At 59.4% G+C, this 25,860-nt stretch carries 20 protein-coding genes; 8 read left to right on the plus strand and 12 right to left on the minus strand.

Annotated elements, in window-relative coordinates:
• Positions 1-2: 2 nt before the first annotated feature.
• Positions 3-3,278, minus strand: a complete 3,276-nt coding sequence (locus tag ABDK06_RS05030) for an ALF repeat-containing protein (RefSeq protein ID WP_394939540.1) — start codon at positions 3,276-3,278, stop codon at positions 3-5.
• A 410-nt stretch (positions 3,279-3,688) separates the two neighbouring features.
• On the opposite strand from ABDK06_RS05030, the gene ABDK06_RS05035 reads away from it, so the two are divergent.
• From ABDK06_RS05035 to ABDK06_RS05050, 4 genes are all read left to right on the plus strand, one after another.
• Positions 3,689-4,234 (plus strand): hypothetical protein, encoded by a 546-nt coding sequence (locus tag ABDK06_RS05035; RefSeq protein WP_394939542.1) that lies wholly within the window; start codon positions 3,689-3,691, stop codon positions 4,232-4,234.
• A gap of 55 nt (positions 4,235-4,289) precedes the next feature.
• Positions 4,290-6,023: an AbfB domain-containing protein gene (locus tag ABDK06_RS05040; RefSeq protein WP_394939544.1), complete on the plus strand. Its 1,734-nt coding sequence runs from the start codon at positions 4,290-4,292 to the stop codon at positions 6,021-6,023.
• A gap of 251 nt (positions 6,024-6,274) precedes the next feature.
• Positions 6,275-7,465: an acetyl-CoA C-acetyltransferase gene (locus tag ABDK06_RS05045; RefSeq protein ID WP_394939546.1), complete on the plus strand. Its 1,191-nt coding sequence runs from the start codon at positions 6,275-6,277 to the stop codon at positions 7,463-7,465.
• Positions 7,466-7,474: 9 nt separating this feature from the next.
• Positions 7,475-7,939, plus strand: a complete 465-nt coding sequence (locus ABDK06_RS05050) for an aminoacyl-tRNA deacylase (RefSeq protein ID WP_394939548.1) — start codon at positions 7,475-7,477, stop codon at positions 7,937-7,939.
• 16 nt (positions 7,940-7,955) lie between these two features.
• Here ABDK06_RS05050 and ABDK06_RS05055 read toward each other — a convergent pair whose 3' ends face one another.
• The 3 genes from ABDK06_RS05055 to ABDK06_RS05065 all read right to left on the minus strand — a co-directional run bounded on the left by ABDK06_RS05055 (position 7,956) and on the right by ABDK06_RS05065 (position 13,476).
• The gene (locus ABDK06_RS05055; RefSeq protein ID WP_394939550.1) at positions 7,956-11,024 is read right to left on the minus strand and encodes an alpha-mannosidase; all 3,069 of its coding nucleotides are present in this window, start codon (positions 11,022-11,024) and stop codon (positions 7,956-7,958) included.
• A 34-nt stretch (positions 11,025-11,058) separates the two neighbouring features.
• Entirely contained in the window at positions 11,059-12,324 is a 1,266-nt protein-coding gene (locus ABDK06_RS05060) for a glycoside hydrolase 5 family protein (protein ID WP_394939552.1), read from the minus strand.
• 111 nt (positions 12,325-12,435) lie between these two features.
• Positions 12,436-13,476: a LacI family DNA-binding transcriptional regulator gene (locus ABDK06_RS05065; protein ID WP_394939554.1), complete on the minus strand. Its 1,041-nt coding sequence runs from the start codon at positions 13,474-13,476 to the stop codon at positions 12,436-12,438.
• Between the two features lie 294 nt (positions 13,477-13,770).
• Here ABDK06_RS05065 and ABDK06_RS05070 point away from each other — a divergent pair, with 294 nt between their 5' ends.
• From ABDK06_RS05070 to ABDK06_RS05085, 4 genes are all read left to right on the plus strand, one after another.
• The gene (locus ABDK06_RS05070) at positions 13,771-15,045 is read left to right on the plus strand and encodes an extracellular solute-binding protein (RefSeq protein ID WP_394939556.1); all 1,275 of its coding nucleotides are present in this window, start codon (positions 13,771-13,773) and stop codon (positions 15,043-15,045) included.
• Between the two features lie 87 nt (positions 15,046-15,132).
• Positions 15,133-16,008 carry a carbohydrate ABC transporter permease gene (locus tag ABDK06_RS05075; RefSeq protein ID WP_394939558.1) on the plus strand — a complete coding sequence of 292 codons (876 nt, stop codon included), beginning with the start codon at positions 15,133-15,135 and terminating at the stop codon, positions 16,006-16,008.
• Position 16,009: 1 nt separating this feature from the next.
• Positions 16,010-16,930 carry a carbohydrate ABC transporter permease gene (locus ABDK06_RS05080; protein WP_394939560.1) on the plus strand — a complete coding sequence of 307 codons (921 nt, stop codon included), beginning with the start codon at positions 16,010-16,012 and terminating at the stop codon, positions 16,928-16,930.
• 63 nt (positions 16,931-16,993) lie between these two features.
• The gene (locus ABDK06_RS05085) at positions 16,994-19,237 is read left to right on the plus strand and encodes an endo-beta-N-acetylglucosaminidase (RefSeq protein ID WP_394939562.1); all 2,244 of its coding nucleotides are present in this window, start codon (positions 16,994-16,996) and stop codon (positions 19,235-19,237) included.
• A 150-nt stretch (positions 19,238-19,387) separates the two neighbouring features.
• Here the strand turns inward: ABDK06_RS05085 and rplL are convergent, their stop codons facing one another.
• The 8 genes from rplL to ABDK06_RS05125 all read right to left on the minus strand — a co-directional run bounded on the left by rplL (position 19,388) and on the right by ABDK06_RS05125 (position 25,746).
• Positions 19,388-19,768: a 50S ribosomal protein L7/L12 gene (rplL, locus tag ABDK06_RS05090; protein ID WP_045075331.1), complete on the minus strand. Its 381-nt coding sequence runs from the start codon at positions 19,766-19,768 to the stop codon at positions 19,388-19,390.
• A gap of 102 nt (positions 19,769-19,870) precedes the next feature.
• Positions 19,871-20,491, minus strand: coding sequence for a 50S ribosomal protein L10 (gene rplJ / locus ABDK06_RS05095; protein ID WP_394939565.1), 621 nt, complete (start codon positions 20,489-20,491; stop codon positions 19,871-19,873).
• Between the two features lie 293 nt (positions 20,492-20,784).
• A complete protein-coding gene (locus tag ABDK06_RS05100; protein ID WP_394939567.1) occupies positions 20,785-21,759 on the minus strand; it encodes a hypothetical protein in 975 nt (324 codons plus the stop codon).
• Positions 21,756-22,859, minus strand: a complete 1,104-nt coding sequence (locus tag ABDK06_RS05105; RefSeq protein ID WP_394939569.1) for a GNAT family N-acetyltransferase — start codon at positions 22,857-22,859, stop codon at positions 21,756-21,758. Before ABDK06_RS05105 ends, ABDK06_RS05100 begins: the two co-directional genes overlap by 4 nt.
• The gene (locus ABDK06_RS05110; RefSeq protein WP_394939571.1) at positions 22,835-23,929 is read right to left on the minus strand and encodes a GNAT family N-acetyltransferase; all 1,095 of its coding nucleotides are present in this window, start codon (positions 23,927-23,929) and stop codon (positions 22,835-22,837) included. The genes ABDK06_RS05105 and ABDK06_RS05110 overlap by 25 nt, the downstream gene beginning before the upstream one ends.
• 73 nt (positions 23,930-24,002) lie before the next feature.
• Positions 24,003-24,533, minus strand: coding sequence for a GNAT family N-acetyltransferase (locus ABDK06_RS05115; RefSeq protein WP_394939573.1), 531 nt, complete (start codon positions 24,531-24,533; stop codon positions 24,003-24,005).
• Positions 24,534-24,590: 57 nt separating this feature from the next.
• A complete protein-coding gene (locus ABDK06_RS05120) occupies positions 24,591-25,154 on the minus strand; it encodes an HdeD family acid-resistance protein (protein WP_394939575.1) in 564 nt (187 codons plus the stop codon).
• A 61-nt stretch (positions 25,155-25,215) separates the two neighbouring features.
• On the minus strand, positions 25,216-25,746 hold the full coding sequence (locus ABDK06_RS05125) for a GNAT family N-acetyltransferase (protein WP_394939577.1): 531 nt from the start codon (positions 25,744-25,746) through the stop codon (positions 25,216-25,218).
• Positions 25,747-25,860: the final 114 nt, after the last annotated feature.

Consider the following 25,860-nt stretch of genomic DNA (forward strand, 5'->3'; position numbering starts at 1 on the left):
TCTCACTCCTGAGGCCCACACCACGGAACCGTAACGAACCAAATAAAGTGTAATGTAACACCCGTGCCTAGGGCGTTGCACATAGTAATGAATCCAGCTTCTATGGCAAAGACTCCAGCCAAGGCTCCCAGGACTGCCCCGAGAGGAGGGATCTCCGCTAAAAACAAAGCTGCCCACCCTAAGTAACCTGCCATTACTCCATACGCACCAGACACGAGCGTAGCCAAACAGCTATTCATCTCCACATGTGTACCCCAACCATCAGCCCATACCCGGTTGCGGCCGACACAGTTGGGAACTAGCTTTGTGGATTGAGCATCAACGAGCTCAAGCTTCGACGCACTCAAATTCAATGTTGACTTTAATTGGCTCCGACTATTCTCTCTCACGTTTATAGAGCTCTCCAGACGTTGTTGGGTAGCGGCGAGACTGATGGCAGAACTTGCACTTTGCGCGGCCGAATTCGCATCGGCACCTGCCTTTATCGCTGCCGAACTAGCGGCGCTCGCTGCTTGTGCAGCCAGACCTGATGAGCCCTGCGCCCACATGGATGATCCATATGCGGTTTTCGCTTCTAAGCTTGCTTGATTGGCCGCAGCTCTGGCCGAAATCGCCGCATTATTCGCAGTAACCGCTGTGGCATTGGCAAGATTTGCTGACTGCTGTGCCTGGTTAGCTGACTTGACTGCATTATCAGCGAAAGTCTTCGCTTGTCCTGCATACTTTGCTGCATCGGCGGCATATTTTTGCGCGTCCGCCGCCGCCTTACGCGCAGTAGCAGCCACTTGCTGCGCGGTGGCAGCATTCGCCCTGGCGGTGGCTGCATCGGCATCGGCTTTCTCAATCAAACCGTTAATGCTCGCCACATGTGCTGCAGTCTGCTGATCCCGAACCGCAGCCTCAAACTGGCCGGAAGCGAGAAAACTCGATACGTAACTCTGAGGTCCTTCAAGCGCCACCTCAGCAGCTGCCTTTGTCTCAGGCCCAACAGTAGCGAGCATGTTATAGACCGTCTTACGATCATCCAGCTGAGCAGCAGCGTACTGATCTTTCTGAAGGAAGGTTCGAGTTGCTTCCAAAGTATCCGCGTCAAGGGCTGCTTGAGCAGCCTTCTTCACCTCGCTACCACCGGTTTCCAGTAACTTATAGACCTGCTTGCGATCCTCAGTCTCGGTGAGCTTCCAACGATCAACCGTGAGGAACTGATGAATAGCGGCTGCATCCTGCGTCAGCACATTCTTTGCCGGAGCTTTGAGCACATCCCGCCCCACATGAGCTAGCTCGTACGCCTGATCCCATTCATCCTGCCCACCGGCAATCTGAAAGCCGTGCACAATGAATTCCTTCATCATTTCCGGTGAACTACCGATAGCCTGCTGTGCGGAAGCCACTGCCCAAGGACCAGCGGTCTCCATCACACCGAAAACAGCCTTCTTCACATCGCCCAACTGGCTATCAAGATCTGCGCCAGGGGCAGTGAGTTTAGTCAACAGTTCTTTTGTGGTCGCCGCTGCGGCACTGGCTTGAGCGATCTCTTCATCTTGTGCTTTTTGCTGCTCCGTAGCCAGTTGCGCATCTTCGCTCGCCTGCGCCATCTGGAATTCCTTCTCGGCAGCCAGTCGATCTGCGTCAGCCTTCCGAGCAAGAGCCTGGACCACCCTGGCCTTATCAACAGCAGCGGTAGCGATATTCGCTGCCGTGGTCGCAGCATTGGCATATTCCGTGGACTTTGTTGCAGCAGCGGCAGCATTCCCAGCCTGAGCAGCAGCGGTATCCGCAGCAGTGGCTGCAGCATTGGCATGAGCTACCGCATCTTGAGCAGCCGTCTTGGCGATATTTGCTTGAGTGCTTGCCTGATCTGCCAGAGAATTCACCGCTGCAGCTGCGGCAGCCGCCCGGTTTGCAGCGGCATTCGCCCTCTGAGCAGCGGCATTCGCTAGAGCAGCTTGCTCACCGGAAACGCCAGCTTCACCAGCTGCAGAAGCAGCGGCAGAAGCAGCACCAGCCGCGTTCTGCCCCGCGCTGGCTGCAGAGGCAGCGGCAGACTTTGAAGCGTCAACAGCATTGGCGGCGTCTGCCGCAGCCGCGGCAGCGCTAGAAGCGCCAGCCGCAGCAGAGCGAGCATTCGTAGCTGCGGCTCTCGCCGCTGCAGCCTTACTAGCATCCGTCGCCGCTGCGGCAGCAGCCCACTGCGCTGAAGCAGCGGCTTGCTCGGTACGCACTGCTGCAGAAGCCGCATTAGCCGCCGCATTAGCCGCCTGAGCTAGCGCCTCTCGGGCTTGCTGAGCGGCACTGATTGCAATCTGAGTGGCTTTCAGCGCCTGATTAGCCAAAGAGGCAGCGCGCGCAGCAGCCGCACTGGCTTTCCTCGCCGAACCAGCAGATGCTTTCGCTTCATTGGCAGCCTGCTGCGCAGCCTGCTTGGCCAGCTGCGCGGCCTTCACTGCCTGGGCCGAAGCGTTCTTGGCTTTCTTGGTCAACATAATCGCCTGCTGCGAGGCGCTCTTCGCCTGAGCGGCTAATTGAGTGACAGTAGCCGTCTCAGCATCGTGTGCCGCCGCCACGAACTGCCCATACCGCAGGAAGTCTGCAACGGCAGTAGGGACATCAGAGTCAAGCGCGGCGTTAGCACCAGCGACCACACTGGGTGAAGAGCTCAGAAGATTATAGACAGCTTTGCGCTGGTCCGTGCTCTCTGCAACAGCCATTCCGGAATTGACGAACTGCTGGACTGCAACGTCACCGGCGTCCAACGCGGCTTGAGCAGCTTTCTTGACGGTATTTCCGCCTTCGACGGTGGCTGTATAGGTTGTCTTTCGATCATCCTCGAGCCAGGCAGTTTTCAGCCCAGTGGAAAGAAAAGTCTGCATGGCTTGCAACGAATCGTCGTTTAGGGCCGTCTCAGCAGCTGTACGCGTCGATGACCCGCCCATCAGCGCTAGCTGGACCACGATCGTTCGATAATCAGCCGCAATTGCCACGAACTGACCGGTGCTAATGAAAGCTTGAAGCGAAGCGTCATCGCCAAGTAGCGCATCCTTTGCAGCAGCTTTTGTCGCTGCCCCGCCATTAACCCATAGTTGGACAACTCCCGCGCGATCAGTCGCAGGCTTAAGTAGAGTACCGCTCGATGTTTCTGCTGCAGCAGCGAGGGGAGCGTAGGAGAGAGCTGGAACAAAGCCAATCACCAAAGCCAGCGCAACGACGACGCTTAAGAACAGCCGTGCAGTGGAGGTCAAAAGGGGTGGAGGGGCAAACCAGGACAGTCGGTGACTCATGAATGAATTCCTTCAACGTTTGAGGACGGGTATCAAGCTGGCTGTAAGGCTGAATAGGTGCTTCCCTGCACAGCCCTCACATAGCAATCTCCAAGAATCTAACAGCCGTCTCCGACAAGAAGGCCGGAAAAATTGACTTCGCACTGAAACTTCCAATCACTTCCAAGAAAACTTCCAATAAAACTGTGCAGAGGCAATGAATTCACCAGGTAATTTTGATGAATAAGGGATCTTAGGTCCGCTGAAGCCTGACGAGGCTCCGTCCTGTAACGGAGCACCACCCGCTATGGCTGTCAGTGGTGGCTGTTAGGTTCGTCTTTGGAGATGCCGATCCAGTCCGGATCGCGTCTTAATTTTCGTCGATTGATTAACTCGCCTCGATGGTCCATGCCATCGCAAAGGAGATAAGTATGAACAAACTTAGGAAATCTGGCTCTCGGCCTTGGTTACGAGGAACGCTTGCAGTCGGATTGGTTGCCGCTTCGGCACTGACTCTGATGGGCGCTTCGGGCGCTGTTGCAGCTGATGGTGATGAGCCTGGATTTACCGTGGAACCGGTAGGGACTCCTTTAGAGCCGGGGTTCACGGTGGAGAACTATATTCATCCGAACGCCGATCAGATCGCGGCTCAGACGAATATTTTACTCAAAGAGGGGAACGGAAGCATCATCTACGCTCAGTGCCGGAGCCTCAATGATGGCCCGAAGCAAATCAGGGTCGAGACCAATCTGCGTCCTAACCTACCGGTCTGCTTTGATATCAGCGCTCCAACGGGATGGCTGAAGATGGAGATCCCTGGCTCTTTCGGCGTCCGGGCCGCTACCAAGGATCTCACGATCACGACCAGCGAGGCCGGCGACGCTCCGGAACAGCAAGTCATTCCTGCGAATGGGCGTCTAGGTATTGATCCTTCTGATAGCACCGAAGTCACCTTGCTTGAGCTTCGAGTGAAATAACCCCTCTCGACTTCCCTGCCATAGCTCATTGTTAATATTTGTAGAAAGAGACACCATGTCAAAGCTTTTCAAAGCGCGAAAGGCCCGTACCGCAGGGCTGATCACGATCACCGCGCTCACCCTCGCGGGGCTGGGTGCGATTCCGGCCTCAGCGCTGTCCAACGGTACCGATGTGCCGAATAATGAAAATCCGAATGTCGTCAAGGTCGCCACCGGATATGGCACCTGCACGGGCGCGTTGATCGATCCCTCCTGGGTTGCCACCGTGGCTTCGTGCTTCAGCCAGAACCCGGCGAACTTCAGCCAGCTCAAAGCCGGCAAGCCTGCTTTGCCAGCCAAAGTTCTGTTCGGCGTCGATGCAGCCTCTCGTGATAACACCGGGATCGCGGTAGAAGACCTTCAGCCGTACACAGGCGCTGACGGCCGTGACCTGGCCCTGATCAAGCTCTCCAGCCCGGCGATCAATACCACTCCGTTCAAACTCGCCACCACCGCACCAGCTGTGGACGAAAAACTTGATTTCATCGGCTGGGGACGAACCAAAACTGAATGGGTGCCTGCGGTTTCGCATAAAGCATCCTTCAACACCACGGCCGTAAATGCTAAAGAAATCACCGTCGTCGGTAATAACCCCGTCGACGCTAGTCTCTGCCTCGGCGATTCCGGCGCACCCGCGATCCGCACCACTGCCGAAGGGCAAGAGATCCTTGCCCTGAATTCCCGGTCCTGGCAGAAGAACTGCATCGGTTCAACCCAAACCCAGGACGGAGCCTTCGCCAGCCGGATCGACGACATCACCCCCTGGATCCAGACCACCATTACCAACGCCAATAAACTCCCCGGTGTGGCTAGTGGCGCGATCATCCAGTTCAAGAACAACGGCATTGCAAATGCCTGCTTGGGTCTGCCGAACTTCACCTCGGCTCAGAATGTTCAGCAGCAGGCAACCGTCTGTGGCCAGACCACCCGCCAATGGTGGGAAGTGACTGAAGTCTCCCCAGCTGTTTACGAACTTAAGGGTGAATTTGCCAAGCTCTGCCTGGGTGCTGTTTCCAACAGCACGATTGAGTTCGCCACTGTCGGCCAGGTGACCTGCCAGCCAGGCAATAAATTCCAGCAATGGAAGACCGTCTCCGTTGGCGGCGATAAGTACCTGCTGCAGAACGTTGGTTCAGGGTTCTACATCGATGCGAATGGTGTTACGCAAGGGACCGATGAAAAACTGAGCCTTCGAACGCTTTCCAATAGGACGAAGCAGCAATGGACGGTTTCCGTCTTCACCCAAGCCAATTACGACCTCGCGCCGATCGGCAGCTTCAAGTCAATCCAGGCGGTTGCACCGGCAGCTTCAGCGGGATCATCGGTTCGTCATATCAATGGCGAAGGCCAAATCGCCAAGGTGACCTCGGCCTCAGCCGCCACCCTGCGCCAGGATGCCTCATGGAAGATCGTCAAGGGCCTGGCTGACCCGAAGTGCTACAGCTTCGAGTCGCTGAACTTCCCCGGTAAATACCTTACGGCGAATGTCTCCACCGCGAAGGTTGCTTTAACCGTTCCAGCCAACCCCACCGATGCCGCCGCAACCTGGTGCGCACGAACCGGCAAGGTCGGAGTCAATACCGTTCAGCTGCAGTGGTACGCGAACCCCACTCGGGTCCTTCGCCACAACTCAGGTCTGCTCTACGCGGGAACGAGCGGTGGAAGCATCTCCGGAGCGGATTCTCCCACGACCTTCAACGAAATGACTTCTTGGAGCATCGGAGAAACCTGGGCTACCCCGGCCCCGTAACCCTGGAATCAGTTTCTATTGGCTGAACCAGGCCTTGAATGACTAAAGGTTAGAGGAAGTGTCCCCGCCATAATGGCGGGGACACTTCCTCATTTAATGAGTCAGCCGCTCACTTCTCTCATCAGCAGATCGTCCTCACCATTTGATTTAGACGATCAACATCCCCTTGGACCGGGAACAAGCAGCCACTAGAATACGTTTTAAGTTACAGTTCATTAACTGAATTCATCGCCTGAAGCAGAGGAATCCTGATGCCCCACCCCGAAGATGTGGTCATTCTGTCCGGAGCACGCACTCCGCTCGGCAAGTTGAAAGGCGCCCTCGCCAGCTTCCAGGCCGTCGAGCTCGGTGGCTTTGCCATCAAGGGAGCCTTGGAGAAAGCCGGAGTCACCGCAGAGCAAGTGGACGCCGTGATCATGGGTCATGTGGTTCAGGCTGGCTGCGGTCAGAATCCAGCTCGGCAATCCGCGATCAAAGCAGGCCTCGGCTGGAACACCCCCACCGTGACGATCAATAAAGTCTGCCTTTCCGGCTTGGCAGCCATCACCGATGCAGCCCGCTTGATCCGCAGCGGCGAGGCCAGCATCGTGGTCGCCGGTGGCCAGGAATCGATGACCAATGCTCCCCATCTGCTGCCCGGATCCCGGAACGGCTGGAACTATGGCAGTTTCACCGCGATTGACTCGGTGGCCAATGATGGCCTGACCGACGCCTTCGACGGCGAATCCATGGGCTCTTCCACAGAGCGCAAGAATACTGAACTCGCTATCGGGCGCACCGAGCAGGACGAGGTGGCTGCCGCCTCGCATCAGCGAGCTGCAAAAGCTCAGTCCGAAGGGGTCTTCGATCAGGAAATCGTTCCGGTCAGCGTTCCGCAGCGCAAGGGCGATCCCCTACTGGTCAGCCAGGACGAAGGAGTCCGCGCGACCACCACTGTCGAGACCCTGAGCGGTCTGCGCCCGGCCTTCGCCAAAGAAGGCACCATCACGGCGGGCAACTCCTCTCCGCTTTCCGACGGCGCCGCCGCACTCGTGCTGACTACGCGCGCCAAGGCAGAAGAGCTGGGACTGAACTGGATCGCCGTCGTCGGCAAGCCCGGGCAGGTCGCGGGGCCGGATACCTCCTTACATTCGCAGCCCTCTAATGCCATCAAGCAGGCGCTCGATCGTGCCGGCTGGACGGCCCAGGACCTGGATTTCATCGAGATCAACGAGGCCTTCGGTTCAGTGGCTGTGCAGTCCCTCAAGGACCTGGACTATCCGCTCGAGAAGACTAATATCCATGGCGGCGCCATCGCTGTGGGCCACCCGATCGGTGCTTCAGGAGCGCGCTTGGCGCTGCACGCGGCTCTGGAACTGAACCGTCGCGGCAGCGGTAAATCAGCTGTCGCCCTGTGCGGCGGTGGCGGTCAGGGCGAAGCGCTGCTGCTCTACAAAGACTAAGGACCCAAGATGAGCACCGAACGTTTCCTCGAAGCCGCTCAGACCAAGGGACTCAGCGTAGAACTCGTCGAACGCAGCGCGGCAAACAGTCTCGAGGAAGCCGCCAGCATCCTGCGGATTCAGCCCTCGGATATCGTCAAATCCCTCGTGGTCAAGCACAAGAACGGAACCTTCCTCTTTGCGCTGATCCCCGGTAACCGGCAGATTTCCTGGCCTAAGCTCCGGGAGCTGGTCGGCGTCAACAAGCTCTCTATGCCGGCCGCCGGCATTGCTCTGCAAGCCACCGGTTACGAAAGAGGGACCATCACTCCGGTTGGCGCCGAAGGGAACTGGCCGGTCTATGCCGATGAGTCAATCCGCGGAAAACGGATCTCCATGGGTGCCGGCGCCCATGGCTACAGTGCCTTCCTGGACGCCGATGAACTGATCTCGGCCTATCAAGCGGTTACCGCGGATATCAGCGAACCGCTGTAAACCGATTTCAAGGAATCTAGCACCCCGCCCCACGGAATCTCAGCGTGACCAATTGGAAAGGCCGCAGCTGAAGCTCGAGTGCACCCTCAGTCTGCGCCAAGGCTTTGGCGGCCACCGGTCGTTCCAGCAGATCGGTCTCCAGGACCTCTACGAAGCCAAAAGCCGTGCTGAGCTTCGCCCGAGCACGACCACCGGTGGCTTCGTAGAGCCGCACCACCAGGTCTCCGCTCCGGTCGTCCGCGAGTTTGACCGCACTGACCACCACGGCGTCATTGTCCAGGGCGACCAGCGGCTCCACCGAAGCAGCCCCGGACACCCGACGCTCCGGAAGATTGAGCTGATACCCAGCCCGCACCGCATCGAGCACATCGCTCCCCGCTAGCAGCGCGAACTCCATCCGGTGCACTCCCTGATCTGTTTGCGGGTCAGGGAATCTCGGAGCCCGAAGTATCGAAGCGCGGATCGTGGCGCCAGCGGGCTGACCGGGCTTCGCTCCGGCAGCTAGCTGACGGCTCACGTCATAACCATAGGTTCCGTTATTGATCAGTGCCACCCCGTAACCAGGCTCCTCGACATGCACCCAGCGATGCGCGCAGATCTCGAACTTCGCGGCGTCCCAAGAGGTATTGGCGTGGGTGGGTCGCTGCAGATAGCCGAACTGGATCTCCGAAGAGCTGCGCTCCGCCTGGATATCCAAAGGGAAGGCCAATTTGAGAAGTTTCTCCTTTTCATACCAACCCACGGTCACGCTGAGTTCGAGTTGCTTAGAACCAGGTGCCAGCCGGATCCGTTGCTCGATCCAGGACTCCCCGAAGCCACGCCGCATGAGCAGGGCCTGAGGCCCATCAGCCCGCATCCACTCCAGCTCCACCAGGTTCACAGCGGTGTTCCGGTAAAACTCGTCGATATCCCAGGCATCCCAATCGTTCGGGAAGTCCGGGTGAAGCTGGAACAGGTTCCCCGGCCCGGAGAGCACTTCGCGCTCTTGGTCGCGGTCGTACACCGAGCTGAACAGACCCTGCGCATCTACCGCAACCCGCAGGTGCTCGTTCTCCAGCAACCAGCCTTCCGCCTCAGAACGAAGAGTCTCGATATCCGGCTCGCTTGCTATCGGCCGAGCCGAACGTGCCGGAACACCAGCCCGCTGATGCGGAGCGGAATTGAACACCAGCAACGTCGCGGGTTCCTCACTGCCCTGAGCCAGCGCGTGCTGCGCTGCTGTGATGATCTCCTCGAGTTGCGCGGCGATCTCAGCGTAGCTCTCGGCCGCCTCACGATGCACCCAGGCGATCGAGGTGCCGGGCAGAATATCGTGGAATTGCAGCAGCAGCACCTGTTTCCAGATCTGATCCAACGCCTCGTAGGGGTATTCGAAACCCGCGGTGAGCGCAGCCGTCGTCGACCAGAGCTCAGCCTCATAGAGCAAGTGCTCGCTGCGCCGGTTACCCTGCTTATTCTTGGCTTGCGTAGTGTAAGTGCCCCGGTGGAATTCGAGATACAGCTCCCCCGCCCAGACCGGCGGATTCTGGTATTCGGCCTCCGCAGCCCGGAAGAAGTCCGCAGGACTCTCGATACTCAGCCGAGGAGCGCCCTCCAGATTCTTGTTCCGCACGGAACGAGCGAGCATCTCCCGGGTGGGGCCGCCTCCGCCGTCGCCCCACCCGAAGGGGGCGAGCGAATGGCTTGCCGCGCCCTTCTCCTGGAAGTTCCGCGCCGCGTGGGCCAGCTGACCACCGGATAAATCGGAGCTGTAAGTGTCCACCGGCGGGAAGTGGGTGAAGATCCGCGTACCGTCGATGCCTTCCCAGTTGAAGGTGTGGTGGGGGAACTTATTGACCGTGTTCCAGGAGATCTTCTGCGTGAGGAACCACTTCGCTCCGGCGGCCTTCACAATCTGCGGTAGCGCAGCGGAGTAGCCGAAGGTGTCCGGTAGCCAGACCTCTTCGGTTTCGACGCCGAATTCCTCGAGGAAGAAGCGCTTGCCGTAGACGAACTGCCGGGCCATCGCCTCGCTGCCCGGCATATTGGTATCGGGTTCCACCCACATGCCGCCGACCGGGATGAAGCGGCCCTGCCGGATCAGCTCCTTGACCCGTTCGAAGAGTTCGGGGCGGTAATCCTTGAGCCAAGCCAGCTGCTGAGCCTGGCTCATCGCGAACTTGAAGTCGGCTGCTCCGCTGAGATTGTTGTGCTCCAGTAAGTTCACCACATTAGCGCTGGTCCGACCGACTTTACGGACAGTCTCGCGCAATGGCCAGAGCCAGGCGGAGTCAATATGCGCATGGCCTATCGCGCTGATCCGATGGGCGCTCGACGCCGCTGGGCTGGCCAATATCTCGGTGAGCTCGGCTCGGGCTAGTGACGCCGTTGCGTGCACCTTCTGCAGATCGATGACGTCGAGGGATCGCTCGATGGCTCGCAGTATCTGGTAACGCCGGGCATCGGAATCGGCGAGTTCCCGGCTCAGCTCGCTGAGTGTCTCTAAGTCCTGACAGAGTTCCCAGAGCTCGGCGTCGAAAAGATTGATATCCGCACGACTGATGCGGTACAAAGGCTCGGCGCCCGAGGTCAATTTATCACCGATCAGAGTGGGCAGATAGCCTTCCGGGCTCGCGATCCGCGGATTCGCGGCGGCTTCTACATAGACCTCGAAACGGCCCTCCGGTGCGGTCCGAGAATCCACCGGAATCCACTGGTTCTTGGGGTTGAGCCCTTTGAGTACAGTGCCATCAGGCAGATAGACCATCCCTTCGGCGTGAAAGCCAGGGTCGATATCGCCGAAGCCCAGATTGAAAATGACCTCGAGTCGCTCAGTCGAGGCAGACTCGGGGATCTCTCCGACGAGGTGAAACCAGCTGGTCCCCCACGCGGGCCCCCAGGCATCCCCGACCCGGCTGGGCAGATACTCTTGCGCGAGCGCATGCTGCGGGCTGACCGGTTCGCCGTGCTCGGCGTCCACCAATCCGCCGTCGACGTGCCAGACGCTGAGTTCCAAAGCAGCCACCGGGGTGTGGATCTCCCTGCGCAAGCGCTCGTGCAGGGTGCGTGCCACTCGATCTTCAATCAGCTTCCGATCACTGTGCATTGCAAGGCTCCATTCAAGGGCAGGGGCGAACCGATTAGTAGCTGAGCGCCCGAGTATCGTCGATTTCCACCAGTTGCTCAATACCCCGAGCTTGTAGATAAGTGCTGTCCTCCCGATGCGAGGCCAGCACTACGCCGGGCCGCGCTCCGGCCTTCGCCAGTTCCATCCAGGATTCGAAGAAAGCCCCACCCGGTGCGCATTGCGCTCGGCCTGGCGCGGTGGCTTCGTCCCCCACATCGAGCACTAACGACGTCGAACGTCGCTCCGCAGTCGCTGGTGCGTCGGCAGCGATCTCCTGAAACGCCCTTCCCTGATCCTTGAGCGTCTGATCGGTGCGGAAAAGCCCCAGGTCATATTCGAGTTCCGGGAAATCAGCGAGCGCCCGGTCGACGTCGTGTGAGCACCACCAGGTGACTCCCCAGAGCCCTTCGCAATCCAGCACGTTCCGCAGCGCTTCCCGGGTGAATTCCCCGGCGAATTCGGCGGCCACATGCGGTGAAGGCGCACCGATCTCCTGCAGCCAGATCGGCCGCAACGGGTCCTTCGCCCAGGCCCGGGCCAATTCAGTCAGATACTCGGCCAGCCTCAGACTCTCCGGACTCATCCCGCCGTAGCGTTGCGCGGTCTGGTTGAAGACCCAGGAGTGCACCGTGCTCATCGCTCCATGCCGTGCTGTACCGGCTGGGGTGAAGGGGTGCCGGGGATCGAAAAAAGCGGAGTCGTATTCAGCATGGCAGTGCTGCCCTTCGGGGAACTCCTGCTGCACTGCGCCAAGCAGCTCAATCAGCCAGTTCTCTGCTTCCGCAGGGCTCACCGCTTGGACATCGGGGTGCTCAGCGGAAGCAAACTGGCTGAACTCGTTGCCCAGGCTGAGCCCGAGCACATTGGATTTCCCGGCGAGTGAGGCCGCGAGTTCTTTCAGATAGGCGAGCTGTCCACGTTTCACCAGCGGATCACTGAATAGATTGGCCCGATGCCAGGAGGTGACCCAAGCAGGGAGGAAATCAAAGCTGGATAAATGCCCCTGTAAAGCATCAACCGAGACCTCAAGACCGTGTTCCGCGGCAGCGTCAACGAGCGCGCCGAGATCCTTCAGGGCCTGAGGGCGGATCAAGGTGCGATTGGGCTGAAAGATCGACCACAGCGGGAAGATCCGGACGTGATCCGCGCCGAGCGAGGCGATGGAATCGAAGTCGCGGTGGACGACGTCCAAATCAAAATCCAGCCAATGGTGGAACCAGCCAGCACTCGGGGTGTAATTCACGCCGAACCGCACGGCTCCATCGCCTCGATTTGCCACAGGTACCCATTCGTCGTGAGGGATGAACGGTAAACCCGTTCCGTCGATTCTTTCAACTAATCCGTTTTAGTAAGTTTTACCCTGAACTGTCAAGAGCATCCCAAAATCGTTTTATTTCTGTTGCTCAGCCGGTGGCGGAGCAGTACTGGCCCGCACCGTGAGAACCGGCGTCTGAGCGTGCTGGTCGATCTGACTATTCGGCTCGGCGAGCAGTCGCATGACTACCGCGGCAGCCTGCTCGCCGTAGTTGAAGGTATCGCGACTGAGCGCGGTCATCGCCGGATGGGTCAACTGAGTCAGCGGAGAGTCATCAAAGGCCACGATCGACAGACGTCGCGGCACGTCGATATTCATCTCCATGGCGACGCTCAGACCGGCTAGAGCCATCACATCCGAGTCGTAGATCACCGCCGTCGGCCGCTGCTCTCGAGCCAGCAAACGCCTGGTCGTGGCAGCACCCTGACTATCACTGAAATCGGTGAAAAGAGATTCCACCCACTCCAGTCCGAGCCGCTCCGCCGAGGAAGCGAGAGCCGCTACTCGCCGCCGGGTGTGCAGAAAGTTGGGCATGCCGCCGACGTGCCCGATGCGTCGATGGCCTAGGGCCGCCAGATATTCCACGATGCTGGTCATCGCTTCACTGTCATCGGCCCAAATGCTCGAAACGCTGCCGTAAGACACCGGCCCGCCGATCACCACAGCCGGCAATCCCAGCTCCTCTAAATGAGCCAGTCGCTCGTCATCCTCCTGCAGATCGACCAGAATCACGGCGTCCACTCGATGCTCGTTCCACCATTGGCGGTAGACATCAATTTCTGCCGCGGTGTCTTCGACAATGCGCATCTGTAGCGCCAGACCGCGAGCCGATAGCCCCGCCTGCAAGCCCGAGATCAAATTGGAGAAGAACGGCTCAATACCCAAAGTGCGCGCGGGTCGCGCCAGCACGAGACCGACCACATCGGTCCTTGAACCACTGAGCGCCCGGGCCGCGCTGTGCGGACGCCAGTTCAGTTCTTCCGCGACCTGGAGAATCCGCGCCCTGGTCTCTTCGCTCACCCCGGGGCGGTCATTGAGCGCAAAAGAGACAGCCCCCTTGGATACCCCAGCTTTAGCGGCGATATCACCGATATTGGGCCGTGCCTTTTTTTGCATTGTTTCCCTCCAAAGATGTATCCACCCTAGCAATGCCTCAGCTAATTCGGCATTTATGTAGCTAATCTTTCATGACATAAATTCGGCTATTCTGCTAGAAACCAGCTTTGCGACACGGGGTTCCGAAATAGCCGCGGTGTTCGGGAAAAGCTGGCTTCGCTGAAAAGCTGAAGGAGGAGAGGCAGCCTGGGCAAGCCTTGACAGGCATTGCAAGCTCATGATTGATTAGCAATCACTATACCGGTTTACCAACGACGGAACCGGGAGCCGGAGCCGTCGGCCTAAGGAGAGTACATGCCTAAACTCATCCCCGCCGCCGCAGCATTTGCTGTCGCGGCGCTCGCACTGACCGGCTGCTCCGGTGGTGGCGGAACCTCGGATAGTCCGGCGGCCGGTGACATCAAAGGTGAGATCACCGTACAGACCTGGGCGCTGACCCCGAAGTTCCAGCCCTACCTCGACAAAGTCATCAAAGGCTTCCAGGACAAATACCCCGGCACCACGGTGAAACTCCTGGACCAGCCCGGTGACGGTTACTCAGATAAAATCGTCTCTCAGGCGAGCACCAATAGCCTTCCCGACGTCGTCAATATCCCGCCGGATTTCGGCGTGGCACTCGCGAAGTCCGGCGCATTGCTGGACGTGGCGAGTGTGGACAAGGACCTCGATAAAACCTATATCGCCGGAGCTCTGGACGCTTTTAAATACCGAGGCCTGGACGGCACCTTCGGACTGCCCTGGTATCTGAACACCGATATCAGTTACTGGAATGGCACCCAGATGTCAGCTTCCGGCCTCGATCCGAAGAAGCTACCCACCACCGTGGATGAGCAGATCGCCCAGGCGAAGATCATGCACGACAATTCGGGCGGCAAGTACTTCCTGATGAGTTCGAAGCCCACGGTGACCGACTTCGCGCGTGCCGGAGTGCCGATCCTGAACGAAGACGGCACGAAGTCCGCCTTCAACACCGACCAGGCTGCGACGCTGCTGCAGAAGTACGTCGACGCCTATCATGCCGGTTACTACCCCTCGTCGGTGCTCAACGATGACTACCTCGGCAACTCCCAGCTGTTCACCAAGGGCCAGGTGGCCTTCAGCAGCGGCGGCGGCCCGGCCTATAAGGATTTCACCCGGGACAATCCGAGTCTGACCAAGAGCATCGTGATGGGCCCGGCCCTCAACGACCAGCCTCCGCTCTATGTGCAAGGCCTGGCGATCTCCAAGCAGAGCAAAAACCAGACCACCGCCCTAGCCTTCACCAAATGGCTGCTCAGCCCGGAGAATCAGCTGGAGTTCGGCAATCTGACCAACACCTTCCCGAGCACGATCGCCTCGGCGAGCGACCCTTCGCTGAGCAAAAGCGATGGCACGCCCGCGGGAGATGCCAAGGTACTCGCCTTCAACTCGCTGCAAAAGGCCAAGGTGCTCTCCCCGCTCGAGTTCAATGACGCGATGAACAAGATCCTGAACCAGCAGGTGTCCCTCGCCATGAAAGGCGATGTCGCACCGAAGAAGGCGCTCGACGACGCCGCAACACAGATCGACAAACTGCTAGCGAACCAATAGACCCAGTGCGGGCGGCCCTTATCCGGCCGCCCGCACTGTCCATTGAGCAGCATCGCTCCGCCCCGAAACAAGCGAGGAAGTTCGACCATGCGTTCACATCGTTGGTTCACCCCCTGGCTCTTGGTGACACCCGCCCTGCTCTGGCTGGCCGCCTTCAGCTTCTGGCCCGCCGTCAATACCGTAAGAATGTCCTTCACCAATGCCAAGCCGCTCGGCGGAAACGAACGCTGGGTGGGAGTGCAGAACTACAGCAATCTGTTCAGTGACCCGCAGGTCGGCAATGCGCTGCTGAACTCGGTGGTCTATATGGCGGTGTGCTTACCGCTGCTGACTCTGCTCCCGCTGGGCATCGCCCTGCTGGTGGAGAAGAAGATCCCCGGCATCACGTTCTTCCGAACCTCGTTCTACCTTCCGGTGATCGCCAGCGCCGTGGTGGTCGCGCTGCTCTGGAATCTGGTGTTGGACGACGGCGGTGTGGTCAACAACCTTGCGCAGTCCCTCAAATGGGTGCAAGGCCCCATCCCTTTCCTCACCGACCGATGGCTCGTGGTGTTCAGCTCGATCAGCCTCACGGTGTGGAAAGGCCTCGGCTATTACATGGTGATCTACATCGCCGCCCTGGGAAATGTCTCCAAAGATCTGCACGAAGCGGCGGCTATCGACGGCGCAGGTGCGTGGCGGCGGTTCTGGTCGGTCACCGTGCCCGGCGTGCGCGGCGCGATGATTCTGGTGGCCATTATGATCTGCGTCTCCGCGCTGCGGATCTTCACCGAGCCCTATTTCCTCACCGGAACCACCGGCGGCCCCGGCGGCTTCGCCTCGAGCTTTGTGATGATCATTCAGCAGTATGCCCGCGGTTTGCGCGGCAACCTCGGCTATGCCTCGGCGCTGTCGGTGGTGCTGTTCTTCATCTGCCTGATCCCGATGCTGATCTTGGCCCGGCAGAACCGGAAGGAGAGCTGAGATGTCCGCCGTCCCCGTGACGAAAACCCGCAAGGCTCGGCGGGATGCAGACTCCGAGCAATCCAAGGCGAGGCGGCCCAAAAGCCGCGGTTTCAATAGCTCCTCACCCCGAGAACTGGTGATTCGCTACCTATTACTTTTCATCGTGCTGGCGATCAGCGTTGGGCCCTTCCTCTGGCAGCTTTCCACTGCTTTGAAGTCCCCCTCAGAAGACATCTACGGTGCCGCCAGCGGACTCATCCCGCAGAATCCCACGGCAGAGAACTTCGGCCGGGTCAACGATGCCATCCCGGTGTTTAAGTACATCGGAAACTCGGTGATCGTCGCGGCGCTGGTGGTGCTCGGCAATCTGGTCGGCTGTACGATGGCGGGCTTCGCCTTAGCACGCTTGAAATTCCGCGGTCGCAACCTGGTAATCGCAATGATTCTGGCGACCATGGTGCTGCCCGGTGAGGCGACCATCATCGCGCAGTACGTCACGGTCAAACAGGTCGGGCTGGCAGATACCTTGCTCGGGGTAGCGCTGCCCGGCATGCTCGGCATGATCAACGTTCTCTTGATGTGGAACGCCTTCCGCGGCATCCCGGAGGAAATCGATCAAGCGGCCATTGTGGACGGCGCCAATGTCTGGCAGCGGATCCGCTATATCGGCCTCCCCGCGGTCAAAGGCACCCTCGCCATCGTAGTGATCTTCGCCTTCATCGGAGCCTGGGACGACTTCCTCTGGCCGCTGATCGCATTGACCACCCCGGATAATTTCACCCTCACCATTGGGCTGCAATATCTCAAGGGAACCTTCAGCAACGATCCCCGGCTGATCGCTGCCGGGGCGATGATCGCCTTCATTCCGATCGCCATCGTCTTCGTCCTGGTCCAGCGCTGGTTCTTCCGCGGCGTCGGCGAGGGGGCGGTCAAGGGTTAGCACGGTCAAAACCGGTCCAGTTCAGCCCGATCCGGGTATCTCTTCTCACCACTAAGGAGTGTCATGACAAGGAAAAAACGAATAGCGATCCAGAACGTCAGTGAGCCAGGGAGCCTGAGCCGGGCGATGTTCATCCGCTATGGTGCGCTGGGCGCCGCAGCAGCCGTCGCCGCGCCAGCTCTGCTGAGCGGGACGGCGTCCTCGGCCTTCGCCGCGGATGTCCCACAGCCCAAGGACCCCCAGGCCCCAGGTGCGATACTGCCTTCTAATCGCAGCGGAGGGATCCCGGCGGGGCCGGCGTCCTACGGTTTCCTGGCTGCCGACATCACCTCCTGGACGCCGTCGAAGGACCCCCAAGCGAAGCACTTCGTCTGCCATATCCCCCGGGCTACCCGAATCGCTCCGTTCGCGGCGACCCAAGCCCACCCCACGCTCGACCCGGCGACCCAGCTGCTGGCTATCGACGGCGACTACCGGGGCAGCATCTACGATGAGCGGGCCCGGGCGATCGGCGACGAGCCCTATGTCTACAGCTTCCGGTACTGGCAGTACCTGGATATCTTCTCCAGCTGGCATGGTCAGTTGACCCCTCAGGTGCCCAATGCCACCGTGGTGGATAGAACCGCGAGCGGGCGAAGCTACGGGGTGCTGGAAATCCCCAATGCGGGTTGGACCGAGGCCGCGCACAAGAACGGCGCGATGTCGATCAGCTGCTGGTTCTGGCCACGCGATGGAGCAGTTTTCGCGGACTTCGTGAAGAAGAACTCGGACGGCAGCTATCCAGTGGCGGACAAGATGATCGAGATCCGGAAGTATTTCGGCTTCGACGGCTACTTCCTGAACCAAGAGGCCTCGGTCTCCTCGGCAAATGCGGCGGCCTTCAAAGCCATGATGCAGTATCTGAAAGCCAAGGATCCGCAGTGCTACCTGCAGTACTACGATGCCATGCTGGAAAACGGCAGCCTGTCGTACCAGAACATGATCAACAGCAGCAATGTCGGCTGGCTCGGCACCCCGCAGAAACCCCTGATGGACTCCATCTTCATGAATTACGGCTGGCTGCGCGGCTGGGGCACCACCGGTACCGCAGGGCCTGACCCGACGTTGAGCAAGAGCGCCAAGACGGTCACCGACCGGGGCTTCGATGCCAAGAAGGTCGCCTTCGGCACCACAGAGTTCCAGCAGGGCATCTTCAACCCCTCGGAGATCTTCGGTGATCTGGCAGCCCCTGGCAAGAAACCGCCGGTGAGCTGGGGGATGTTCGTGCCCAGCGAGTTCTGGAACAAGGGTTGCGACGACGGCACCACCCGCACCGTTTACGGTCGTTCCCTCTACCGCGGGCTGGAACAGAAGTTCTGGTCCGGGCCGAAGGGCGATCCATCCTTGAGCGGGCGGATTTCGCAGCCCACCTCGCCTTATCGGAAGAATGTCTGGAACACCGATGGCTTTGACGGCGTCGCGCATTCCATCGTGGAGAAGTCACCGTATTCCGCGCTGCCGATCTACACGAATTTCACCATCGGGGTGGGGTCCTATTTCAATCTGAACGGGGTCTCCGCCTCGACCGCGGGGTGGAACAACGCGGGAATCGCCGATCCGGTGCTCAGTTGGCAGTACTGGACTGAGAATACCGGGAGCACTAAGAGCACTGTCGCACTGGACGAAACGGTGGCCTGGGAAGGTTCGCATTCGCTCAAAGTGCAGAGCACAGCGGGCGCCGCACCGGAATTTATCGTCCACCTGTTCAAAACCGATCTGATGGTGACCGCTCAGAGCACCGCGAGCATCAAGGTGAAAAGCAGCGGAACACTGCCCACGATCTCGGTGGTGCTGACGCCGAAAGCAACCCCGGGCTCTCCGCTGACAATTCCGCTGGCGGCCAGTGGTTCAGCGGTGAACGGCTGGAGCACGCTGAGCGCGGCTCTGGGCACGATCAGCGGTGCTATTGCCCGGATCAGTGTGAAGTTCTCCGGAACCAGCGCGATCAACCTGAATCTGGGTCAGTTCAGGCTCGCCGCCGGTTCGGCAACCCCGACGACGCCGAGCGGTCTCACGGTCTCCTCGGCCAGTGCTATCAGCGGCGGCGCAAGCGCCTTCCTGGATTGGACCAAAGCGGCCGATGGTTACGCCTACGATATTTTCGCGGTGAATGGTTCGAAGCGGAGCTGGCTGGGGCGCTGCCATCGGGATTGCTTCTTCGTCGCGAAGACGGCGCTGCCCAGCGACCGGAAGCTGAACTTTGAGTTAGTCGCCATCGCCAAAGACGGCGGCCGATCGACCGCCGCGACCGCGAGCTACCAACTCTGATTCGCCGTCCAAAATCCTTCAGCGAGTGTGCAGATCTACATCTTTTGAAGCCCTCATAACGTGTAGATCTGCACACTCAGCGACGGGAAGTTAAAGCAGAAGGGCCCGGCTCGATGAACGAGTCGGGCCCTTCTGTGAAGAGGCGTTGAGTTACTTGAGGGTAACGGTAGCGCCAGCTTCTTCGAGCTGAGCCTTGGCCTTCTCGGCGGCTTCCTTATTGGCGCCTTCGAGGATCGGCTTGGGAGCGCCATCAACCAGGTCCTTGGCTTCCTTGAGGCCGAGGGAGGTCAGTGCGCGCACCTCCTTGATGACTGCAATCTTCTTGTCGCCAGCGGACTCGAGGATGACGTCGAAGGAATCCTTCTCTTCCTCGGCAGCGGCGTCGCCGCCACCGGCAGCGGGGCCGGCAACTGCAACAGCAGCAGCGGTGACCTCGAAGGTCTCCTCGAACTGCTTGACGAACTCAGAGAGCTCGATGATGGTCAATTCCTTGAAAGCTTCAATGAGCTCGTCGTTGGTGAGCTTAGCCATGAGTGGCGCTCCTTCTTTCTTGTTGGCCGGTTGGCCGGGTCTATGTGGGTCCAGGCGAATCCTGCTGAACAGGACAGCCGCCCGGTGCATTGCTTTGTAGGACTAGGCCTCAGTGGTCTCAGCAGCAGCTTCAGCAGCTGGCGCTTCAACGGCTTCCTCAGCGGGAGCTTCAACTTCAGCGGCCGGAGCCTCTTCAGCGGGAGCTGCTTCCTCAGCGGCGGGGGCAGCCGGGGCGCCCTGCTCTGATTCAAGCTTCAGGCGCAGTGCGTCGATGCTACGAGCAGCAGCAGCGATCGGAGCCTTGAGGATGCTGGCAACCTTGGTGAGTTGCAGTTCGCGAGATTCGAGAGCTGCCAGTGCGGCAACCTCGGAGGCATTCAGTGCCTTGCCCTCGAAGATACCGGTCTTGATGACCAGTTCCTTGTTGGCCTTGGCAAAGTCCGTCAGGCTCTTGGCTGCAGCGACAGCGTCGCCCTTGATGAACGCGATTGCGGTCGGACCGGCAAGCTGACCTTCGAAAGCGTCAACACCCGCTTCCTTCGCAGCAATAGCGGTCAGGGTGTTCTTGACGACCGAGAACTTGGTCTCGAGGCCAAGAGACACACGCAGCTCTTTGAGCTTCGCAACGGTGAGCCCACGGTATTCGGTTAGGACTGCAGCGGTAGATTCTTTGAAATCAGTGGTGATCTCTTCTACTGCGGCCACCTTGTTTGGCGTTGCCATAACCCTCCTTCCGGGAATTCAATGCCGGTGCTCGGGCCTCACACAAAAAATGCCCCGTGCAGATGCGCGGGGCTTCGCTCAATCCAGCGGGTCATGACCCACCGAAGAGCTTCGCTTCGTTCACCTGCGCAGGCCGTTCCTTGAAGAAACTTTCGGGTCAGCACTCAACAGAACAATTATTCTGAGGAACGCATGACCGACCGGCGGTCTTTGGTCCTTCAAGGATACGTCATTGCCGTCCGCAGGGCAAAACGCGCAGACCCTGCCCGCGGACTCTCGAACAGGGGCCGGACTCAGAGTTCCTTGCGATAGGTGATGAAGGTCTTGTCAGGTGCGAAGCCGAGTGCTCGATTGATTCTCAGCATCGGCTGATTCTCTTCGGCATTCCCCGTATAGACCCGCTGCAACTCAGGCCAGTACTGACCGGCCGCCCGAAGATTCTCGAGTTTCAGCCAGAGGCCAAGCCGGTGGCCGCGATGCACCGCGGCCACCAGGGTGTCCCCCTGCATGCCGACCACTGGACGCTTGGGGTTCCACTCGAGAGCGGTGTACCCCGCCAATCCGCCGGTATCCCGATGGCGTGCCACACTGAGTTGCGAATCAAGCCCTTGCTGAGCGCGAGCAGCCTCTCCATGTCTGACCCGGGCGGCATCCCAGACCTGCTTCTCAGCGACCGCTCCGCCTTGAGGCGCATCGGTGCTCATCAAACCGCACAGTGCGGCAAAGGGCTCGACTAACTCCTCGGGGCAACGATTCCGCCATTGAATCAGCTCGTAATCCCGAGACGCGATCTCGGCCTCGGACCAGAGCTCTTCATTGATATCCGCGGTTGACAAGACGCTGATAGTGGCCCGCTGCACCTCCGCGAATCCGGATTCCTGGAGCAGCTTCAGCAGTATCTCATCTCGACTATTGGCGAAAGTTTGAACCTGGCTCCGACCCGCCGCGATGACTCGGGACAGCGCTTCGGTCAGCAGCTTCGCGCCGACTCGGATTCCCGGCCTGATCACGATGTTGATGAAGCTGAGCGAGCGATTGTCTTTCAGCGGCAGGGACATCTCCGCCACACCGTCAGGCCTGTTCGCAGGGCCGAGGCCGAAAACCCTGTACTCCCGGAACTCATTGCTCTGGAAATGGGCGGCAGGATCATCTGGCTGCCAATCTTCGTCGTGGTTTCCGGCCAGCGTGAAAACCGCCAGATTCTTCAGATCGATCCAGGCTTCAAAGTCTTCCGGTGCTGAGGACTCGGACAATTCGAAAAAGCTCACCCCAGCACCTTCTGCCATTCACCCGTATAGCCAGCTGGTCTGAATCCCAGAGCCACATTGACCGCGAGCATATATTCGTTTTCAGCGGCATTCCAGGTATAGATGCGCCTTACCGCCGGACGCTCTTCGGTCAGTCGGATCAGATTGGCGACCTTCACCAGCAGCCCGAGTTTATGGCCACGGTGCTCACGGACCACCAGAGTATTGTCTTGGAAGATCATGTCCTGACGATGCGCCGGCACGGTGAGGACAGTGAAGCCAACGAGCTTTCCGCTGGGCAGATGCTCGACGGCGGCCACCAGAGTTGTCCGGCCAAGCGCCAGCGCCAGTGCCTCCCCTTCCCGCGCGCGATGCGCATCCCAGGGTTCCTCTTCACGAACGAGTCCAGCACGCGGAGCATCAGTGCTCATCCTGGACTGCAGCCAGGCGAAGTCATCCAGCCACTGCTCCGGGCAATGATCCGTCCATTGGACTAGCCGGTAGTTTTCGCCTGCGGCAGCCTGAGCGATAGCGGCTTGCTCGATCAGCAGCTCCGAAGCAAGCGGAAGCTGGCAAAGGCTGAATCTCTCCACCTGCTCCAAGACGTAGCCTGCCCGCTGTGCGAACTGCACCTCTCGGCTCTCCCGCGGAAGTCTGCCGATTCCAGACACGGGCTCCACCAGTTCTCCCCGCACGCTTTGCACCGGATGCGAGGTTTGAAAGGTTATTGTCCGCCGTCCTTCAGCGCGGGCCAGCTCTTCAGCCGCGGCTAACAGCTTCTGGCCGATTCCGCGCCCTTCAGCGGAACTCTTCACCGCGAGACTCAGCCAGAGCAGATGTTGATTGTCCTCGACCGGCATGATCAGCTGGCAGTGCCCGAGCACCTCTCCGGCGTCTTTGACGATCAGATGACGATGTCGCTCATAGCGGTCTTGGGCGCTGGCGAGAACTTCTTGTGGCGTATACGCGAGGTCATCGTTGCCCCACTGCCGCAGCATTGCCTGGCGATCGATGTCGATCGCAGCCAAGAAGTCAGCGGCATCCCGGGACTCCAGCTCTGACGGGATCTGAAGCTGCTGGACGTTGAAATGACCGCTCATGACGTCGGAGATTTCTGCCACTCGCCGTCATAGCCTGCCGGAGTGAAGCCGAGCTCGATATTGATGTCCAGCATATGATCGTTTTCCGCCGCATTCCAGGTGATTGCCTTGCGTAACTGCGGTAATTCTTGCTGAATGCGTTGCAGATTGGCGGCTTTGATCAGCATGCCGAGCCTCCTTCCACGGTGTTCCGAGATGACTAAAGTATCTTCCTGATGAATCAGCGTCGGCTTTCTGGGGTTGAAATCGAAATAGGTATAGGCGGCGATCTCTCCGCTGGGCAGATGCAAAGCGGCACAGACATCGATTCGATGGCCGGATTCTACGCTCTGCGTCTCGTGCTGACGGAGCCTGGAGACGCTCCAGACCTCCGGTTCGATCTCCAAACCTGCAGTGGGCACATCGGTGCTCATTCGGCTGTTCGCCTGGGCGAAACTCTCCGCCAACTCGTCCGGGCAGTGATCCTGCCAGAAGACCAAGGTGTAGTCCGGACCAGCCTTGAATTCAGCGGAATTACGCAGAGAATCGAGTTTCTCCGCGGGCACCGGCAGCGACAAGCTGCTGAATCGTTCCACCTGTTCGAGACGATAGCCGAGCTGAAGCGCGAAACGCGTTCCTGAGGCACCGGCTGGGATGGCGCCGGTTCCAGAGTTCGGTGCCAGCAGATCCGAGCCCTCCGGATCGAAGTCCGCCGAGTGCTCAGTACCGGCTATCAAGACCTTGCGGCCTTGCTTTTGGGCATAGTCCTCAGCCACCTCAAGCAAGGCACGCCCATAACCTTGCCTGCGATACTCAGGGAGCACTGCGGCGTGCACCACCGCAGCGTGCAGATTATCTTTCAGCGGCAATTGAGTCCAGGACAGGCCCACCATCTTCCCTTCGAGCCTGCCCAAGAAGATCTGCAGGCTGTCGTAGTCGTTATCTCGCCAGGACACCAAACGACTGCGGGCATCCGACAGTCTGTCGGCGTTGCCCCAGATCGCTAGCTTGATGGTGTCCACCAGCTGACTGACTTCCAGAAACTCAGCAGCGTCCGGGGCCGCTAAGCTCTCAGGCAAAGTGAGCGGCGCGATCCGCAATTTGTCTTCCATCGTTTCAATCTATCCTCGATCTCAAACGCTCGCCATGGCTCCATCCACTATTCCGAGCGGCAACTCAGCCTGCTCAGTGCCCAGGGGCCACAAAAAGCACTAGATCAAAGGGCTCATCAGTCCAGTACGGCTTGGTCCTAGCCACTTCCCGCCAGCCGAGTCGCTGATAGAGCCTCATCGCGGCCTGAGCAATAGAGATGGTATCGAGGACGCCGATCTGCCCGGTGCTGTCAATCTGCTCCATTGCTTGTGCCATCAGGGCTTGAGCTATACCAGTGCCTTGCGCCGCGGGGTCGACGAAGAGCCGCTTGATCAAGGTGTGCTGATCCGTCGTTTGCCCGGTGGCCGCCGTCCAGAGCGGAATGGATTCAACATCTTCGTTGAGCAGTAACGGCATCACCGCAATATGACCGACCACCCGGCCGGACACTTCGGCTACCCAGGCGGTGCTGAATCGCTCGTCGAAGAGCGATGCCTCGGCATGGGGCACCAGTTCACCGTCGGCGTCGGCAAAGTAACCGCTGTGCCGGCCGCAACGGGCGAGCACAGCCAGTAGCTCTTGCCGATCGCTGGCTTTTATCGTTCGAACGGTGATCAATGCCATGATTCTCAGCCTAAGCAACAGGAACCGTACGCGCCAGCCGCCGTCATCAGCCCCTGCTTAGTCGGAGAGAACTTGCCTGACCGCCGAGCGAATCCGCAGCGACATGACGATGGTCCAGATGCCGAACAGCAGCGCGAAGATACCGAACACCCAGAGCACCGTGAGTATGCCAATGCCGGGAACGGCCAAGACGAAAACACCCCAGAGCAGGCTGATGATGCCAGAGGCTAGCAACCAGCCCCAGACGCCGCTCAGCTCCCGCTTGAGCGCGAAAGCCTGGACTATCTGAATAACCCCGAGCAGCACGGCCCAGAAACCGATGATGAAGCCGACAGCCAAGGCGGTCAGTCCGGGCCAGGCTATTGCCAGGAGGCCCGCGAGCACCGAGATGATGCCTTCGACCACGAGCCAGCCCCAGAGCCGCTGCTCTTTGCGGGAACCAATGGCCATCACCACGGCGGAGATGCCATCGACAATTGCATAGGCGCCGAAGACCAGCACAAAAGCCACCAGGGTGGTCTGCGGGGAGAACAGCGCGATCGCGCCGAGCAGAACTGCGAAAATACCTCGAATGAGGACTAGCCACCACAGTTTCCGACTCGCAGAATAAAGCTGTTCCATCAGGTTCCTCCCATAGCCGCCATTGGATCAACCCCCATTATGGCATTTGTCCGGGAGGGACTTACGGTAATGAGCGCTGCATCACAAAATCTCTTTCCAGCACCGTGCCGAAGAGAAAGGACTTCATTCCGACCCGGCTGAAGCCGTTCTTCTGGTAGAAACGAATCGCTCGTTCGTTGACGCTGCTCACACCGAGCCAGATGCCCTGAGCTCCGCTGCCAGCAGCCTCTTGCAAAGTGGTCTTCATCAGCCCAGCGGCAATTCCAGCACCAAATCGTTCTGGATGGACAAAGAACTTGCTGAGCTCCACTGCCGGAGTGAGGCTCAAAGCGGCCACCACCTCAGAGTCCTGCGACGGCGCAGCAACAGTGACGCTATAACCGAGCAGCGCGCCATCCTCCTCAGCCACCAGCACTGTCACCTCGGGGTGGCACAGATACCAGGCGAACTTCTCGGCGTTGAGTTGCTGATCGATATGATGTTGCAGATTCACCGGGTCCGTTCCCGGCGGCGCTGAGTGCGGAAAACTCAAGGCAGCGAGTTCGACCAGGGCATCACGATCAACCAGAACAGCGCGACGGAATTCAACCATTCGCCGACTCTATCGAACCCGAGCACGGCTTTGCCGGAAATACCGGAAATAACAGGCGGGCAACGGAGCAGAGGGGATCTGCATCGCTCGGAGTGAGAGTGCTTAAACGAGTGA

The sequence above is a fragment of the Psychromicrobium ferritrahens genome, assembly GCF_043789415.1.
GTDB lineage: Bacteria > Actinomycetota > Actinomycetes > Actinomycetales > Micrococcaceae > Renibacterium.

Bases quoted from the DNA above. Each gene is read 5' to 3' on its own strand.
- ABDK06_RS05050 (WP_394939548.1), top strand. From the start codon at position 7,475: ATGAGCACCGAACGTTTCCTCGAAGCCGCTCAGACCAAGGGACTCAGC.
- ABDK06_RS05075 (WP_394939558.1), top strand. From the start codon at position 15,133: ATGCGTTCACATCGTTGGTTCACCCCCTGGCTCTTGGTGACACCCGCC.
- ABDK06_RS05040 (WP_394939544.1), top strand. From the start codon at position 4,290: ATGTCAAAGCTTTTCAAAGCGCGAAAGGCCCGTACCGCAGGGCTGATC.
- ABDK06_RS05080 (WP_394939560.1), top strand. From the start codon at position 16,010: ATGTCCGCCGTCCCCGTGACGAAAACCCGCAAGGCTCGGCGGGATGCA.
- ABDK06_RS05125 (WP_394939577.1), bottom strand. From the start codon at position 25,746: ATGGTTGAATTCCGTCGCGCTGTTCTGGTTGATCGTGATGCCCTGGTC.
- ABDK06_RS05085 (WP_394939562.1), top strand. From the start codon at position 16,994: ATGACAAGGAAAAAACGAATAGCGATCCAGAACGTCAGTGAGCCAGGG.
- ABDK06_RS05055 (WP_394939550.1), bottom strand. From the start codon at position 11,024: ATGCACAGTGATCGGAAGCTGATTGAAGATCGAGTGGCACGCACCCTG.
- rplL (WP_045075331.1), bottom strand. From the start codon at position 19,768: ATGGCTAAGCTCACCAACGACGAGCTCATTGAAGCTTTCAAGGAATTG.
- ABDK06_RS05035 (WP_394939542.1), top strand. From the start codon at position 3,689: ATGAACAAACTTAGGAAATCTGGCTCTCGGCCTTGGTTACGAGGAACG.
- rplJ (WP_394939565.1), bottom strand. From the start codon at position 20,491: ATGGCAACGCCAAACAAGGTGGCCGCAGTAGAAGAGATCACCACTGAT.
- ABDK06_RS05070 (WP_394939556.1), top strand. From the start codon at position 13,771: ATGCCTAAACTCATCCCCGCCGCCGCAGCATTTGCTGTCGCGGCGCTC.
- ABDK06_RS05115 (WP_394939573.1), bottom strand. From the start codon at position 24,533: ATGGCATTGATCACCGTTCGAACGATAAAAGCCAGCGATCGGCAAGAG.
- ABDK06_RS05110 (WP_394939571.1), bottom strand. From the start codon at position 23,929: ATGGAAGACAAATTGCGGATCGCGCCGCTCACTTTGCCTGAGAGCTTA.
- ABDK06_RS05045 (WP_394939546.1), top strand. From the start codon at position 6,275: ATGCCCCACCCCGAAGATGTGGTCATTCTGTCCGGAGCACGCACTCCG.
- ABDK06_RS05030 (WP_394939540.1), bottom strand. From the start codon at position 3,278: ATGAGTCACCGACTGTCCTGGTTTGCCCCTCCACCCCTTTTGACCTCC.
- ABDK06_RS05065 (WP_394939554.1), bottom strand. From the start codon at position 13,476: ATGCAAAAAAAGGCACGGCCCAATATCGGTGATATCGCCGCTAAAGCT.
- ABDK06_RS05120 (WP_394939575.1), bottom strand. From the start codon at position 25,154: ATGGAACAGCTTTATTCTGCGAGTCGGAAACTGTGGTGGCTAGTCCTC.